The organism is Albidovulum sp., from assembly GCF_008933605.1.
Taxonomy (GTDB): domain Bacteria; phylum Pseudomonadota; class Alphaproteobacteria; order Rhodobacterales; family Rhodobacteraceae; genus Albidovulum.
Genome location: NZ_WBUS01000032.1, coordinates 1 through 14,799, shown reverse-complemented (window position 1 = coordinate 14,799; position 14,799 = coordinate 1). Strand labels below are relative to the sequence as shown.

The following is a 14,799-nucleotide window of genomic DNA, read 5'->3' as shown; positions in this document are numbered from 1 at the left end:
CGCCGCCGGAAACCGTCAGCTCTTCTTCATCGGGCAGGTGTTCAGCCCGAAGAGCGCATAGGCGGGGCAGCTGCCCATGAGGCCGGTGATGAGCGGCACGATGCCGATGAGGTAGGCCCAGCGGTAGGTGGCGTCGGCGTTCAGGAAGAAGCCGGCCAGAAGCGCGAGGCCGAGGACGATGCGCAGCACCCGGTCGATGCCGCCGACATTGGTCTTGAACATGGGTCTCTCCGTTTCCCGCCCTCCGACGGGTCCGGAGGGTCATGGGCGGATCATGCCCGGCTGCCCGCGCCCTGTCTGTGACCTTGTCACAGACATCCGCCCCTTCGGACCTCGGTCGGGCGCGGGGCCGGACCTCAGTCCTGGACCGCCGCGAGCCGGGCGAGGCCCCCGGGGTCGCGGAGGATCACGCTGCCGCGCTCCGTCGCGACGAGGCCGGAGCGCGCGAAGGCGTCGAGGCGGCGCGACACGACCTCGCGCGCCGAGCCGATGGCGGTGGCAAGCTCCTGATGCGTGGCGCGGACCTCGCCCGCCTCTGCGCGGTCGAGCAAGGCGGCCGCGAGCCGGCTTTCGACGCGCTGGAAGGCTACCCGTTCCAGGAGGTGCAGCATCCCCTGCATCCGCTGGGCGAAGGCCGTGAAGACGAAGCCCCGGAAGGCGGGCGAGGTGTCCATCAGGGCGAGGAAATCGGCACGCGGGATGAGGACGGCGCGGACCTCGGTCGCCGCCACCGCCTCGCCCGAATAGTCCTCGCCGCCGAGAAGCCCGAGCGTGGTCTGCACGCAGGAGCCGCCCGCCTCGACGGAATAGAGGAGGATGTCGCGCCCCGAGGGTCCCGTGAGGAAGACCTCGATCCGCCCCGCGAGCACGACGACGAAGCCCTTGGCCGCCTCGCCGGGATGAAAGAGCGCGGTGCCACGGTCCAGTGTCACCGGCGCCAGCCGGTCGAGTCGGCGCCGGGCCGCATCCTCGATCCGGTCGAGTCCGGCTGCCGCTTCGACCCAGCCGGTCATGGCGCTTGTTCCGGCATGGGGGGCAGGGGCGGCGTCCTTCAGTCGAGAAGCGCCGAAACCGCCCGGATGACGTCCAGCACTTCGTAGGTTTCCCGGTTGACGCGCAGAATCTGCCCGTCCACGACGTAGTAACGTTCACCCGGTCGCAAGGGGTCAAGCCCGTAACGGTCGGGATAGCGGATCAGGTGGTAGTGGTCGTAGTCGTAGAGGCTGTCGCCGCGCCGGATGCGCTCATGCGATTCATCGCGGTACTTCTTTGCCTGGCCGGGTGGCACGCAGGCCGGCGACTTCTTGGCCAGCCCCGGCGGGCAGAAGCCGCCGCCGGCCTCGGCGGGCGCGCTGCCGGCGACGATGGCGGCGAGCAAGGCGGGCAGGAGCAGGCGGTTGGAGCCCTTGCCCTGGATAAGCTTGATGCGGTCTTTGGGTATCATCGTGATCTCCTTCGTCGCTGCCTACCTAACGGATTGCGGCAGCCGATGTTCCCCAAACCTGCGTGATCGGCGGATCCTAGCCGCGATGGCGTTTCTCGAACCTGGGCAGCATCGCCGAGAAGTCCTTGCCGCGGCCGCCCTCGCTCTCCACGAAGGCCTCGTAGAGAAGTGTCGCGAGCTGGCCCATCGGCGTGTCCGCGTCCGCGGCCTCTGCGGCCTGCTGCGACAGCCGCAGGTCCTTCAGCATCAGTTCGGCCGCGAATCCCGGCTTGTAGCCGTTGTCGGCCGGTGACTTCGGCCCGACGCCCGGAGCGGGGCAGTAGGCGTTCATGGTCCAGCTGTAGCCCGAGGAGGTAGAGACGACGTCGAACATCTTCTGCCGGTCGAGGCCGAGCTTGTCGGCAAGCGCGAAGGCCTCGCAGGTGGCGATCATCGTCACGCCGAGGATCATGTTGTTGCAGATCTTCGCGGCCTGCCCGGCGCCAGAGGCGCCGCAATGCACGGCTTTCTGGCCCATGACGTCGAAGAGCGGCTTGACGGTGGCGAAGGCCTGCTCCGAGCCGCCCGCCATGAAGGTCAGCGTGCCGGCCGACGCGCCGCCGACGCCGCCCGAGACCGGCGCGTCGAGGGAATGCACCCCCGCCTTCGCCGCCTCGTCGGCGACCGCGCGGGCGCTTTCGACATCGACCGTCGAGCAGTCGCATAGGACCGCGCCCTTTGCCATCGCCGGGATGACCTCGGCCGCGACCGTCCGCAGGATCGTCCCGTTCGGCAGCATGGTGATGACGACCTCGGCGCCCTTCGCCGCGCCCGCCGCACTGATCGCGGCGTGGACACCGTCGGGCATCGGTGCGGCGGTGTCATAGCCGGTCACGTCATGCCCCGCCGCCGCGAGGTTCCGCGCCATCGGCGCGCCCATGTTGCCAAGGCCGATGAATCCGATCTTCATGGTCTGTCCTCCGCGAATGTCAGTTCGTCCTGTCCGAGCGGCGCGAGCATCTTGTCCACCTCTTCCGCCGCGACCGCCCCGGGCCCCGCATGACGCCAGCGCGGGGTGCGGTCCTTGTCGATGATCGCGGCGCGGATGCCTTCGAGGAAATCCGCGTGCTCCATCGCCCGCCAGGTGAAACGGTACTCCAGCGCCAGCGCCGCGCGCAGGGTGGCATGGCCGCGCAGGCGGCGGACCATCTCGACGGCGCAGGCGGCCGACAGCGGCGCGGCGCGACCGAGGGCCCTGAGCGTGGCGGCGGCGAAGGGCGTGTCCGCGGTTCCCAGCGACCGGACGGTTTCGGCAAGCGTCGTCGCGCCGAAATGGGCGTCGATCTCGGGGCGCAGCCTGCCAAGCTCTCCGGCGGGCGCCTTGCGGACGCAGCCGGCGACCGCCGCCGCATCGCCGGTCCCGACCAGCCGCGCCTTCAGCCCCGCCCAGTCCGCCTCCGGCACGAAATGGTCGGCGAAGCCCGCGAGGATCGCGTCGGCCGGTCCCATCCGGGCGCCCGTGGTGCCGAGGTATTCGCCGAGATGCCCCGGCGCGCCGGCGAGGAGGAAGCTGCCGCCGACATCGGGCACGAGGCCGATGCCGCATTCCGGCATGGCGATCTGCGCCGTCTCGCCCACGATCCGGTGGCTCGCGTGACAGCCGACGCCGACGCCGCCGCCCATGGTGAAGCCCTGCAGGAAGCTGACGACGGGCTTTCCATAATCCGCGATCCGTGCGTTCATCCGGTATTCGTCGCGCCAGAAGCGGCGGCCATAGCCGTAGTCGCCCTTCCGGCCGGTCGCGTACATCTCGGCAATATCGCCGCCGGCCGAGAAGGCGCGATCGCCCGCGGCGTCGATCAGGACCAGCCCGACCGCGTCGTCCTGCGCCCAGCCGATCAGCGCGCGGTCGATCGCCAGGCACATCTCGTAGGTCAGCGCGTTGAGCGCCTTCGGCCGGTTCAGCGTGATCCGCCCGGCGCCGCCCTCCTTCCGGATCAGGATATCGGCCATCAGCCCCTCTCGGCCAGGAGCGCGCGGGCCACGATCAGCCGCATGATCTCGTTCGTGCCTTCGAGGATCTGGTGGACGCGCAGGTCGCGCACGATCTTTTCCACCCCGTAATCGGCCAGGTAGCCGTACCCGCCGTGCAGTTGCAGGCACTGGTTGGCGACGTCGAAGGCGTTGTCGGTGACAAGAAGCTTGGCCATGGCGCAGAACTTCGTCGCGTCGGGCGCCTTCGTGTCGAGTTTCCACGCCGCCTGCCTGAGGAAGATGCGCGCCGATTGCAGCTTCACCTCCAGCTCCGCCAGCCTGAACTGCAGCGCCTGGAAATGGTCGAGCGTCTTGCCGAAGGCCTTGCGCTCGCCCATATAGGCGAGCGTCGCGTCCAGCGCCGCCTGCGCGCCGCCAAGGGCGGAGGCGGCGATGTTCAGCCGCCCGCCGTCAAGCCCGGCCATGGCGTAGGAAAAGCCCTTGCCCTCCTCGCCGAGAAGGTTTCCTGCCGGGACCACGCAATCGTCGAACTGCACCTGCGCCGTGGGCTGCGCGCGCCAGCCCATCTTGTCTTCCAGCCCGCCGAAGGAGAGACCGGGGGTGCCATCCTCGACGATGACGGTCGATATGCCCTTGGGGCCGTCCGCGCCGGTCCTCACCATCGTCACGTAGACATCCGAATAGCCGCCGCCCGAGATGAAGGCCTTGGTGCCGTTGAGCTTCCAGCCCTCGTTCGTCCGCTCCGCCCGGGTCCTGAGCGCCGCGGCGTCCGACCCCGACCCAGGTTCGGTCAGGCAGTAGGCGAAGACCTTCTCCATGGTGCAGAGCGCCGGAAGCCAGCGCGCCTTCGTCTCGGCGGAGCCGAAGCGGTCGATCATGCCGCCGCACATGTTGTGGATGGAGAGAAACGAGCCGACCGCGGGGCAGGCCATGGCGAGCGCCTCGAAGACGAGCGTCGCGTCGAGCCGGGTGAGGCCCGAGCCGCCGTACGCCTCGCCGACATAGATGCCGCCGAGACCGAGCTCGGCGACCCGCGGCCAGAGCGTCTTCGGGATCGTGCCCTGCCGCTCCCAGTCGCGCGCGAAGGGCGCGATGTGTTCCTGCCCGAAGGCATGGGCCATGTCGAAGACGGCGTGCTGCTCCTCACTCAGGGCGAAGTCCATCTGTCCTCCCATCCACGGCACGGTTCCGAATTGAACGCACGTTAAATTCCAACTGTTGCAGGAGTTTTGCAAGCCGGTCCGAGCTGCTTTTTGTGGCGGCCTGGCCGCCGCCCGGACGAATCGACGCGCCCGGGACAGGGACCATTCCGCCGCCGCGGAGCGCCCGATTGTTGCCACAATCCGGGCCGAATGCGGTCAAGATCGAAAAATGTTCGCGGAACATTATGCCATCTTCGCCAATAGGTTGAAAGCGATCCGGCGGTCGAAGACCTCTGGCATCCGCCCGCCGGAATGTGGTAGGAATGTGGCAAGACCTACAAGGGGTCTGGGTGGAGTGGTTTTGATGTACATGAGATCTTTCGCTGCCGCGGCCGCTGTGGCGGTAACGATGGCTGTTTCTGCCGCGCAGGCGGCGACCTACAGCTTCGTGGGTGTCACAAACAACAGCGCGACGAACACGGCGACGGGCCAGAATCAGCTTTCGGTCGATGTGATCGACAGCGGCTCGGGCACGGTGTCGTTCACCTTCAACAACTCGGGCCCGCTCGCTTCGTCGATCACCGACGTCTACTGGGACGACCAGGCGGGGGTTCTGGGCAGCATGGGGTCGATCACCGGCTCGTCCGGCGTGTCCTATTCGCAACTCGCCAGCCCGGGCAACCTGCCGGGCGGCAACACGATCGGCTTCACGGTCAGCCCCTCGGGCGCCTCGGCCGACAGCAACCCGCCGGTTCAGCCCAGCGGCGTGAACCCCGGCGAATGGCTGACGATCGTCTGGTCGCTGGTGACCGGCGCGACCTACAGCGACGTGCTCGCGGCGCTGAACCTCGGCGGCGACCAGTCCGGCTCCATGCGGATCGGCATCCACGTTCAGGGCTTCACTGGTGGCGGCTCCGAGTCCTTCGTGAACGACACGCCGGCGCCGGTTCCGGTGCCTGCGGCCGGTGTCCTCCTGATGGGCGGCCTTGCCGCGATGGGACTTCTGCGGCGCCGCCGCAAGGCCTGATCCTCGGGACAAGCGATGCGGAACGGCGGGCAATGCCCGCCGTTTTCGATTCCGGCCTGCCCCCAGCCGTGCCTGTCGTCCGGGCCGGCGCCACAATCTCTCCCCACTCCGCTCGCAATGCTGCCGCAGGGCGGGTGCAGTGTCCTCGGGAAGGGTGCGCCGGGTGGCGCGGGAATCGGTGACAGAATGCGTATCGTGAGGGTCCTGAAATCGGCAGCATTGGCGATTACATTCGCCGGCGCCGGGTCATCGGCGGCGCTAGCCGCCACGTACAACGGCATCTTCTCGCTCAGCGGGTCTTCGTTCAGCGAGCCGGGCCTTGTGATGGCGACCTCCACCCAGTCGGGATCGGTCAGCTTCCAGCTCGACACCGTGGGCCAGAGCGTGACCTTCGATCTTTTCGACATCTGGGCGAATGAGCGTCGGGTCAACGGAAACAACACGCGGACGAGTTCGCTCGTCGCGGATTTCACCTTCGCGGGCATCGGTGCCAGCGGCTCTGCCACGGGCTCGACCACCGGCCATGGCGGCCTCATCCAGTATGCCTCGCTCGCCTGGGGCGCGCCGATCCTGCTGAACTTCGGCAATGGCGGGGTGCTGTCGATCGTGCTCGGCAACGCGAACTACAGCTACGGCCTCCTCGGCCTCGGCCAGGGCCAGGCCAATGGCACCACGATCCAGGCGACGGCGACACTGGTCGCGACGCCGGTGCCGCTGCCGGCCTCCGGCCTGGCGCTGATCGCGGCGCTGGCCGGGGCGGGTCTTGTCGCCCGGCGCCGTCGCGCCGCCTGAGCGCATTCCACACTCGCGACGAAAAAAAGGGGAGGGCGATGCCCTCCCCGTTTCGTTTCGCTCAGACGATGTCAGTCCATCGCCTTGAAGTGGAACTCGCCGCCTTCCTTGATGCCGGAGAACCAGCGCGCGGTCACGGTCTTGGTCTTGGTGTAGAAGCGGAAGGCATCGGGCCCGTACTGGTTGAGGTCGCCGAAGGCCGACTTCTTCCAGCCGCCGAAGGTGAAGTACGACAGCGGCACCGGGATCGGGAAGTTGATCCCGACCATGCCGACGTTCACGCGGGACGCGAAGTCGCGCGCGGTGTCGCCGTCGGCGGTGAAGATCGAGGTCCCGTTGCCATAGGGATTGTCCATCGTCAGCTTCAGCGCCTCGTCGTAGGAACCGGCGCGGACCTGGCTGAGCACGGGGCCGAAGATCTCCTGCTTGTAGATATCCATCTCCGGCGTGACGTTGTCGAAGAGCGTCGGGCCGACGAAATAGCCGTTCTCGTAGCCCTGGAGCCGGAAGTCGCGCCCGTCGGTGACGAGTGTCGCGCCCTGTTCCACGCCCGAGGTGATCAGGCCCTTCACCCGCTCCATCGCCTGCTTGGTGATGAGCGGGCCGTAGTCCACGTCGGCACCGGCCGTGTAGGGACCGACCTTCAGCTTCTCGATCCGGGGCACCAGCCGTTCGATCAGCGCGTCGGCCGTTTTCTGGCCGACCGGCACCGCGACCGAGATCGCCATGCAGCGCTCGCCCGCCGCGCCGAAGCCGGCGCCCACCAGCGCGTCGGCCGCCTTGTCGAGGTCGGCGTCGGGCATGATGATCATGTGGTTCTTGGCGCCACCGAAGCACTGGGCGCGCTTGCCGTTGGTGGCGGCGCGGCCGTAGATGTATTGCGCGATCGGGGTGGAGCCGACGAAGCCCACCGCCTGGACCGTCTCGTTGTCGAGGATCGCGTCCACCGCTTCCTTGTCGCCGTTGACGACCTGGAGGACACCGTCGGGCAGGCCCGCTTCCTTCAGGAGTTCCGCCAGCATCAGCGAGGTCGAGGGGCAGCGCTCGGACGGCTTGAGGATCATCGCGTTGCCGGCGGAAAGCGCCGGCGCCAGTTTCCAGAGCGGGATCATCGCCGGGAAGTTGAAGGGCGTGATGCCGGCGACGACGCCGAGGGGCTGGCGCATCGAATAGAGGTCAATGCCGGGTCCGCCGTCGTTGACGTACTCGCCCTTCAGCAGGTGCGGCGCGCCCATGCAGACCTCGACGACCTCGAGCCCGCGCTGGACGTCGCCCCGCGCGTCGGGCAGGGTCTTGCCATGCTCCCGGCTGACGCATTCGGCGAGCTTGTCCATGTTCTGGTTGATGAGATCGGCGAACTTCATCATCACGCGCGCGCGACGCTGGGGGTTCGTCGCACCCCAGGCGATCTGCGCCTTCGCGGCCTCGGCGACCGCGGCGTCAAGCTCGGCCACCGTGGCGAGCGGCGCCCTGGCCTGAACCTCGCCCGTCGCGGGGTTCATGACATCGGCGAAGCGGCCCGAGGTGCCCTTCACGTGGCGGCCGTTGATCCAGTGCGTCAGTTCCTTCATGGGGTCCTCCGGAAAAATTCCCGTGCAGGATAGGCTTGCAAAATTGCCGGGGAAAGAGGCAGTTTCCCAAAGGCGTTTTGCAGTTCTGCAAAGGGACGGGCGATGACGGACTGGGACGATCTGCGCATTTTCCTTGCCGTGGCGCGCGCCGAAAGCCTCTCGGCCGCCGGCAAGGTCCTGAAGCTCAACCCGGCCACGGTCGGCCGGCGCGTGGCGCGGCTGGAGGAGGCGATGGCGACGCGGCTCTTCGCGCGCTCGCCACAGGGCTATGCGCTGACCGAGGAGGGGCAGCGGCTCCTCGTCCACGCGATCCGGGCGGAACAGGCCGTCGCCGCGGCGAGCGAGGAGGTGCGGGGCGCGCCCGGCCAGCTTTCCGGGCAGATCCGGATCGGCGCACCGGATGGCGTGGCGAATTTCCTGCTGCCGCAGGTGACGGCACGGATCTGCGACGAGAATCCGTGGCTGGAAGTCCAGATCATCGCCCTGCCGAGGGTTTTCAACCTGTCGAAGCGCGAGGCCGACATGGCCATCGCCGTCAGCCGCCCGGCGGCCGGGAGACTGACGGCGCAGCGGCTCACCGACTACCGCCTTCACCTCGCCGCCGCGCGCAGCTATCTCGACCGGCATCCGCCGATCCGAACCCTCGCCGACCTGAAGGGCCACCGGATGATCGGCTACATCCCGGACCTCATCTTCGACAAGGAACTCGACTACCTCGCCGAAACCGGCATTGAACTCGTGACGCTTGCCTCCAACTCGGTTTCGGTCCAGTTCAACTGGCTCAGGGCCGGGGCGGGGGTTGCCATCGTCCATGACTTCTCGCTTCCCGCCGCGCCCGATCTCGTCCGGGTGCTGCCCGAGGCCCTGTCGTTGTCGCGCAGCTTCTACCTGATCCGCCATGCCGACGACCGGCGGGTGGAACGTCTGAACCGCTTCGCCGAACTCCTTGCCCTGGGCGTCCGTCGGGAACTTGCACGGCTCGAAGCAAGTGCTTGACAGAACAGGGCTTCCGGGGGGACGTTTGCGCCAAGGGGCCGCATCGCAAGGGAGGACGACATGCAGGTACACCAGATTCTCCGGTCCAAGCCGAAGGGCGCGGTGATCACCGTAACGCCGGGCACGCGCGTTGCCGATGCGGCCCGCCTTCTGGCCGAGCGGCGGATCGGTGCGGTGGTGGTGTCGGCCGACGGCAAGGCCCCGCTCGGCATCCTTTCGGAACGCGACATCGTGCGCGACCTCGGCCGCCGCGGATCGGTCTGCCTCGACGAGAAGGTGGATGCGCTGATGACGCGGAACCTGATTTCCTGCGCTCCGGCCGACAGCGCCGACGCGGTGCTGGAGAAGATGACGGCCGGGAGGTTCCGTCACATGCCGGTGATGGATGGTGCCGAGATGGTGGGGATCATCTCCATCGGCGACGTCGTGGCCGCGCGGATCGCGGAACTGGCCATGGAGAAGGATGCCCTGGCCGGCATGATCATGGGCAACTGACACCCTTCGCGCCGCATTGCGGCGAAACTCATTGCTTTCGGCCGCGCGCTACTGTTGCGTGAAGGCGCGAACCGAAAGGGGACAGGCAGGTCATGCGCGTAGGTCTATATCCCGGAACCTTCGACCCGATCACGCTCGGCCACGCCGACATCATCAAGCGCGCCATGATCCTCGTCGACCGGCTGGTGATCGGCGTCGCGATCAACCGGGACAAGGGTCCGCTCTTCACGCTGGAAGAGCGGGTGGCGATGGTCGAAGAAGAGTGCCGGGCGATCGCGCAGGCCACCGGCGGCGAGATTGTCGTTCACCCGTTCGAGAACCTGCTCATCGACTGCGCCCGCGATGTCGGTGCGCGGGTGATCATCCGCGGGCTCAGGGCGGTCGCGGACTTCGAGTACGAATTCCAGATGGTCGGCATGAACCGGGCGATGGACGACAGCGTCGAGACGGTCTTTCTCATGGCCGATGCGCGCCGCCAGGCAATCGCCTCGAAACTCGTCAAGGAGATCGCCCGTCTGGGCGGGGACACGTCGAAGTTCGTGACGCCCGCCGTCAACCGCGCGCTCACCGCCCGTTTCGCGCGCTGAGCGGGCCTTACTCGCCGTAGACCGCCTTATGGGCGATGCGGGCGGCGTCCTCGGGGTAGATGCCGAGATCGAGCGCCTCGCTCCGGCTGAGGCGGGCGATCTCGTCGCGGGTGCGGATATAGGCCCGGCGCTTCCGCGCGGCGGTCCGGAGTTTCTCGATTATGGCCATTTTCGGCTCCCTTCGCGTGGCGGCCTCTTGCCGCCGTCGGGAGGTATATGGTCATCGAGATAGCGCTAACAATCGCCGTTCCGGGAATGCCGCCTTGCGTCGGGCGCATGGCGGCCGCAGGCGTCTAGATCAGCTTTCCCATCGCCACCGCGGTATCGGCCATGCGGTTGGAGAAGCCCCACTCGTTGTCGTACCAGGACAGGATGCGGACCATGCGCCCGTCCATGACCTTGGTCTGGTCCATGTGGAACACGCTCGAATGCGGGTCGTGGTTGAAGTCCGACGAGACGTTGGGCCGTTCGGTGAAGCCGAGGATGCCCCTCAGGTGGCCTTGGGCGGCGGCCCGGATGGCGCCGTTGATCTCTTCCACCGAGGTCTCGCGCGCGGCTTCGAACACCAGGTCCACCACCGAGACATTGGGCGTCGGCACGCGGATCGCGACGCCGTCGAGCCGGCCGTTCAGTTCGGGCAGGACGAGGCCGACGGCCTTCGCCGCACCGGTGGAGGTCGGGATCATGGAAAGTGCCGCCGCGCGGGCGCGGTAGAGGTCCTTGTGCATCGTGTCGAGCGTCGGCTGGTCGCCGGTGTAGCTGTGGATCGTGGTCATGAAGCCGCGCGTGATCCCCACCGCCGCGTGGAGGACGGCGGCGACGGGCGAGAGGCAGTTCGTGGTGCAGGAGGCGTTGGAGACGACGAGGTCGTCCTTCGTCAGTCTCTCGTGGTTGACGCCGAAGACGATGGTCTTGTCCGCGCCCTTCGACGGTGCCGAGACGAGGACGCGGGAGGCGCCGTTCTCCAGATGCACCGCGGCCTTGTCGCGGTCGGTGAAGATGCCGGTGCATTCCATCACCACGTCGATGTGGGCCCAGGGCAGCTCGGCGGGATTGCGGATCGCCGTGACGTCGATCGGGCCCCGGCCCACGTCGATCGTCGTCTCCGTCGTCGTGACCTCGGCGGGGAAGCGGCCGTGGACGCTGTCGAAACGCAGAAGATGCGCGTTCGTCTCCACCGGGCCGAGGTCGTTGATCGCCACGACCTCGATGTCGCGCCGACCGCTTTCCACGATCGCGCGGAGCACGTTCCGCCCGATCCGCCCGAACCCGTTGATCGCCACCTTGACTGTCATCGCCATCCTCCCGTGCGGGCTGCAGTTTTCGTTAGCGCTAACACCAGAAAACCGGTGCGACGTCAACGGCAGAGTAGCGGCCTCAACGCCAGAAGGCGAGCCATTCGACGAAATCGGCGAACTTGCGGGCAAGGAAGAGCGGCGCGCCGAGGTGCAGCCACAGCGCATCGACGACGATAAACACCGCGATCAGGACGGCGAGGGAGAGCGCGATCCGGGTGCTCATGGGCGGGGGCGCGGGCGCCCCCCGGGGCTCCTATTGCAGGAGCCGCCCCATCGCACCGGCCACGTCGGCCATCCGGCAGGAGAAGCCCCATTCGTTGTCGTACCAGGCGAGCACGCGAACCGTGCGCTTGCCCACCACCTTGGTCTGGTCGGGCGCGAAGATAGAGGAATAGGGCGTATGGTTGAAGTCGATCGACACTTTGGGTTCGGGGTCATAGGCCATGACCATGCCCATGTAGCCTGCGGCGGCTTCCCTTACGACTTCGTTCACGTCGGCCACCGTCACGTCGCGGGAAGCGACGAAGGTCAGGTCCACCGCGGAGACGTTCGGCGTCGGCACCCTGATCGCCGTGCCGTCGAGCCGGCCCGCAAGTTCGGGCAGGACCTCGCCCAGCGCCTTCGCGGCCCCCGTCGAGGTGGGGATCATTGCCATCGCCGCGGCGCGGGCGCGGTAGAGATCCTTGTGGCGGCGGTCGAGCGTCGGCTGGTCGCCGGTGTAGGAGTGGATCGTCGTCATGATCCCCGATTCGATGCCGATCTTGTCGTTCAGCACCTTGGCGAGCGGCGCGAGGCAGTTCGTCGTGCAGGAGCCGTTCGAGACGACGAGGTCGTCCGCCTTCAGCTCGCGGTGGTTGACGCCGTAGACCACCGTCTTGTCGGCATTCTTTGCCGGGGCGGAGACGAGCACCCGCTTGGCGCCGCGCGAAAGGTGGACCGCCGCCTTGGCGCGGTCGTTGAACTTGCCGGTGCATTCCAGCACCACGTCCACGCCCTCCCAGTCCAGTTCCTCGGGGTTATAGGTGGACATCACCTCGATCGGCCCGCGGCCGAGGTCGAGCGTGTTGCCGGCGACCTTCACCGGACCGCCGAAGCGGCCATGGACGCTGTCGTACTTCAGGAGGTGCGCATTGGTCTCGATCGGCCCGGTGGCGTTGATCCTGACGACCTGCACGTCGTTGCGCGCCGCCTCGGCGATATGGGCAAGGGTGCAGCGTCCGATGCGGCCGAAACCGTTAATGCCGATGGTGACGGTCATGTCCTGCTCTCCTGTGTCGGGTCCACGCCGCCTGCGCGGGCCGGTGCGCGAGTCTGCTTTCGCCATAGCAAAGGAGGAAACGCAGGAAAACCCGCTCTTTCAATATGTTAGCGGAAACGGAGCGGTGTTAGCGAAAACAGGCTTCACAATCCGGCGAAGACGACGCAACTGTGGCGGAAACCGGCGCGCCCGTCTGGGGGTTACATCGGCACGACGCGCGGGACAGGCGGACGGGACGGGCGGACGGGACGGGCGGATGAGCGGACTTCTCGCACTACTCGACGACGTGGCGGCCATTGCCAAGGTCGCGGCGGCGAGCGTGGACGACGTGGCGGGAATGGCCGCGAAGGCGGGGTCCAAGGCCGCGGGCGTCGTCATCGACGATGCGGCGGTGACGCCGAAATACGTCCACGGCTTCGAAGCCAGGCGGGAACTGCCGATCATCTGGAAGATCACCAAGGGCTCGCTCTTCAACAAGTTGGTGATCCTCCTGCCGGCGGCGCTGCTGCTCAACGCTTTCGCGCCCTGGCTCGTGACCCCGCTGCTGATGATCGGCGGCGCCTATCTCTGCTTCGAGGGGGCGGAAAAGGTCTTCCACAAGCTCTTCCCGCACGCCGATGCCGAGGTCGAGGCCGATCTCGACGTGAGGGATCCCGCGCACCTGGAGGAAGAGCGGGTGCGCGGCGCGATCAAGACAGATTTCATTCTCTCGGCGGAGATCATGACCATCGCGCTCGCGGCCATTCCGGGCGGAAGCTGGTGGATGGAGGCGCTGACGCTCGCAGTCGTCGGCGTCGGCATCACGGTGGCGGTCTATGGCGCGGTGGCCCTGATCGTGAAGATGGACGACATCGGGCTCTATACCGCGGCCACGGCGCGGACGGGCTTTGGCCGCGCGGTCGGCACCGGGCTCGTGAAGGGGATGCCGAAGCTCATGGCGCTCCTGTCCACGGTGGGCACGCTCGCCATGCTCTGGGTGGGCGGGTCGATCATCATCCACGGGATGGACGTTCTGGGCTGGCCCTGGCTCTACGACCAGATCCATCACCTCGCCGAGGCTGTGGCCCACAGGGTCGGGGGCGGTCTTGCCGGCTTCCTTGACTGGCTCGTGACCGCGGTGCTCGACGGTCTCTTCGGCCTCCTGCTCGGCATGGCCCTCGTTCCGGTTGCCACCCGCGTCATCGCGCCGCTCTTCGGCGCCTCGCACTGAGCGTCAGGCGCGGCCGAGCGTCCTGAGGAAGGATTGTTCCGTCAGCTCCGCGCTTCGCTCCCAGGTGAAGCGTACTGCGCGCTCTTCGGCGGCCCGGCCGAGGAAGGCGCGCAGGCCCGGCTCGGTGAGGAGCCGGATCGCCGCGGCGGCGAGGTCGTCCGTCCGCTCGGGGTCGAAGAAGAGCCCCGCACCGCCAACGACCTCGGGCAGGGAGCCGCGGTCGGAGGCGAGGACGGGCGTGCCGCAGTACATCGCCTCGACCGCCGGAAGGCCGAAGCCCTCCCAGAGCGAGGGAAAGACGAGCGCCTCGGAGGTCGCGAGAAGCTCCGCCATCTCGGCATCGGCGATCTCGCCGGTGAAGGTGATCCGGTCGGACGCGCGCGCGTCCCTCGTCGCGCCGGCCTTGAGGTCGTCGATGTTGTCCCAGAACCGCGCGCCGGTCGTGCGGCCGACGATGACGAGCCGGGCCTCGGGGCAGGGGCCCAGGATCGACGGCATCGCCTCGATCAGGCGCAGCACGTTCTTGTGGCGGTTGAAGCCGCCGACATAGGTCAGCACGCGGTCCTCCGGCGCGATCCCGAGCCGTTCGCGGGCGCGGGCGAGGCGCGCGGCTTCGCTGACGGGCCGGAAGGTCGCGTCGGCGCCCTCGGTCGTCACGTCGATCCGTTCGCGGGCGACGTGGAGCATGGCGGCGATGTCGCGGGCGGAAGCCTCCGAGACCGTGAGGATGCGCCGCGCCTGCGCCCGGGCGAGCCAGCTCTTCGCCTGCCAGAGCCGGAAGTTGCGGCGGGTGGGAAAGATCAGGTCCGGAAAGCGTTCGGGGATCGTGTCGTGGATGCAGACGAGCTTCGGCACGCGCGACAGGACCGGGTAGAAGGAATAGCTCGCCGGCCAGAAGAGGAGGTCCGCGCCAAGCCTCGCTGCCGCCCGGGAGAGGGCCAGCATGTCGCCCGACCCGCGCGCGCCGGTACCGGACGCGGCCTCGGCCATCGAGCGGCTCGCGCC

Annotated in this window: 18 protein-coding genes; 6 read left to right on the top strand and 12 right to left on the bottom strand. The window is 68.0% G+C overall.

The annotated features are described in order from the left end of the window. Nucleotides 1-15: 15 nt before the first annotated feature. The 6 genes from F9K34_RS06670 to F9K34_RS06645 all read right to left on the bottom strand — a co-directional run bounded on the left by F9K34_RS06670 (nucleotide 16) and on the right by F9K34_RS06645 (nucleotide 4,581). Nucleotides 16-222 (bottom strand): YgaP family membrane protein, encoded by a 207-nt coding sequence (locus tag F9K34_RS06670; protein WP_291336131.1) that lies wholly within the window; start codon nucleotides 220-222, stop codon nucleotides 16-18. Nucleotides 223-356: 134 nt separating this feature from the next. Further along, nucleotides 357-1,013, bottom strand: coding sequence for a Crp/Fnr family transcriptional regulator (locus tag F9K34_RS06665; protein ID WP_291336130.1), 657 nt, complete (start codon nucleotides 1,011-1,013; stop codon nucleotides 357-359). Between the two features lie 38 nt (nucleotides 1,014-1,051). Beyond that, complete coding sequence (locus F9K34_RS06660) at nucleotides 1,052-1,444, bottom strand: excinuclease ABC subunit A (protein WP_291336129.1); 393 nt, start codon at nucleotides 1,442-1,444, stop codon at nucleotides 1,052-1,054. Between the two features lie 76 nt (nucleotides 1,445-1,520). Next, nucleotides 1,521-2,393 (bottom strand): 3-hydroxyisobutyrate dehydrogenase, encoded by an 873-nt coding sequence (mmsB, locus tag F9K34_RS06655; protein WP_291336128.1) that lies wholly within the window; start codon nucleotides 2,391-2,393, stop codon nucleotides 1,521-1,523. Continuing rightward, complete coding sequence (locus F9K34_RS06650; RefSeq protein WP_291336127.1) at nucleotides 2,390-3,436, bottom strand: enoyl-CoA hydratase/isomerase family protein; 1,047 nt, start codon at nucleotides 3,434-3,436, stop codon at nucleotides 2,390-2,392. The genes mmsB and F9K34_RS06650 overlap by 4 nt, the downstream gene beginning before the upstream one ends. After that, nucleotides 3,436-4,581 (bottom strand): acyl-CoA dehydrogenase family protein, encoded by a 1,146-nt coding sequence (locus tag F9K34_RS06645; RefSeq protein ID WP_291336126.1) that lies wholly within the window; start codon nucleotides 4,579-4,581, stop codon nucleotides 3,436-3,438. The genes F9K34_RS06650 and F9K34_RS06645 overlap by 1 nt, the downstream gene beginning before the upstream one ends. 388 nt (nucleotides 4,582-4,969) lie before the next feature. Here F9K34_RS06645 and F9K34_RS06640 point away from each other — a divergent pair, with 388 nt between their 5' ends. Both F9K34_RS06640 and F9K34_RS06635 read left to right on the top strand, forming a co-directional pair. Next, nucleotides 4,970-5,587 (top strand): VPLPA-CTERM sorting domain-containing protein, encoded by a 618-nt coding sequence (locus F9K34_RS06640; protein ID WP_291336125.1) that lies wholly within the window; start codon nucleotides 4,970-4,972, stop codon nucleotides 5,585-5,587. A gap of 186 nt (nucleotides 5,588-5,773) precedes the next feature. Then, nucleotides 5,774-6,379, top strand: coding sequence for a hypothetical protein (locus tag F9K34_RS06635; RefSeq protein ID WP_291336124.1), 606 nt, complete (start codon nucleotides 5,774-5,776; stop codon nucleotides 6,377-6,379). 71 nt (nucleotides 6,380-6,450) lie between these two features. On the opposite strand, the gene F9K34_RS06630 is transcribed toward F9K34_RS06635, so the two are convergent. After that, nucleotides 6,451-7,950, bottom strand: coding sequence for a CoA-acylating methylmalonate-semialdehyde dehydrogenase (locus F9K34_RS06630; protein WP_291336123.1), 1,500 nt, complete (start codon nucleotides 7,948-7,950; stop codon nucleotides 6,451-6,453). A 102-nt stretch (nucleotides 7,951-8,052) separates the two neighbouring features. Between F9K34_RS06630 and F9K34_RS06625 the strand changes: the two genes are divergently transcribed. From F9K34_RS06625 to coaD, 3 genes are all read left to right on the top strand, one after another. Continuing rightward, nucleotides 8,053-8,946 carry a LysR family transcriptional regulator gene (locus F9K34_RS06625; protein ID WP_291336122.1) on the top strand — a complete coding sequence of 298 codons (894 nt, stop codon included), beginning with the start codon at nucleotides 8,053-8,055 and terminating at the stop codon, nucleotides 8,944-8,946. Nucleotides 8,947-9,006: 60 nt separating this feature from the next. Continuing rightward, entirely contained in the window at nucleotides 9,007-9,441 is a 435-nt protein-coding gene (locus F9K34_RS06620) for a CBS domain-containing protein (RefSeq protein WP_291336121.1), read from the top strand. A gap of 92 nt (nucleotides 9,442-9,533) precedes the next feature. Next, nucleotides 9,534-10,028 carry a pantetheine-phosphate adenylyltransferase gene (coaD, locus tag F9K34_RS06615; RefSeq protein ID WP_291336120.1) on the top strand — a complete coding sequence of 165 codons (495 nt, stop codon included), beginning with the start codon at nucleotides 9,534-9,536 and terminating at the stop codon, nucleotides 10,026-10,028. Between the two features lie 7 nt (nucleotides 10,029-10,035). Here the strand turns inward: coaD and F9K34_RS06610 are convergent, their stop codons facing one another. The 4 genes from F9K34_RS06610 to gap (F9K34_RS06595) form a co-directional block, all read right to left on the bottom strand. Then, nucleotides 10,036-10,197, bottom strand: coding sequence for a hypothetical protein (locus F9K34_RS06610; RefSeq protein WP_291336119.1), 162 nt, complete (start codon nucleotides 10,195-10,197; stop codon nucleotides 10,036-10,038). 124 nt (nucleotides 10,198-10,321) lie between these two features. Further along, nucleotides 10,322-11,323 (bottom strand): type I glyceraldehyde-3-phosphate dehydrogenase, encoded by a 1,002-nt coding sequence (gap, locus tag F9K34_RS06605; protein WP_291336118.1) that lies wholly within the window; start codon nucleotides 11,321-11,323, stop codon nucleotides 10,322-10,324. A gap of 82 nt (nucleotides 11,324-11,405) precedes the next feature. Continuing rightward, nucleotides 11,406-11,549: a hypothetical protein gene (locus F9K34_RS06600; RefSeq protein ID WP_291336117.1), complete on the bottom strand. Its 144-nt coding sequence runs from the start codon at nucleotides 11,547-11,549 to the stop codon at nucleotides 11,406-11,408. A gap of 30 nt (nucleotides 11,550-11,579) precedes the next feature. After that, nucleotides 11,580-12,584 (bottom strand): type I glyceraldehyde-3-phosphate dehydrogenase, encoded by a 1,005-nt coding sequence (gene gap / locus F9K34_RS06595; RefSeq protein WP_291336116.1) that lies wholly within the window; start codon nucleotides 12,582-12,584, stop codon nucleotides 11,580-11,582. A 256-nt stretch (nucleotides 12,585-12,840) separates the two neighbouring features. On the opposite strand from gap (F9K34_RS06595), the gene F9K34_RS06590 reads away from it, so the two are divergent. Continuing rightward, the gene (locus F9K34_RS06590) at nucleotides 12,841-13,794 is read left to right on the top strand and encodes a DUF808 domain-containing protein (protein ID WP_291336115.1); all 954 of its coding nucleotides are present in this window, start codon (nucleotides 12,841-12,843) and stop codon (nucleotides 13,792-13,794) included. Nucleotides 13,795-13,797: 3 nt separating this feature from the next. On the opposite strand, the gene F9K34_RS06585 is transcribed toward F9K34_RS06590, so the two are convergent. Next, nucleotides 13,798-14,799: glycosyltransferase family 4 protein (locus tag F9K34_RS06585; RefSeq protein ID WP_291336114.1), on the bottom strand; the 1,002-nt coding region annotated here is incomplete at its 5' end.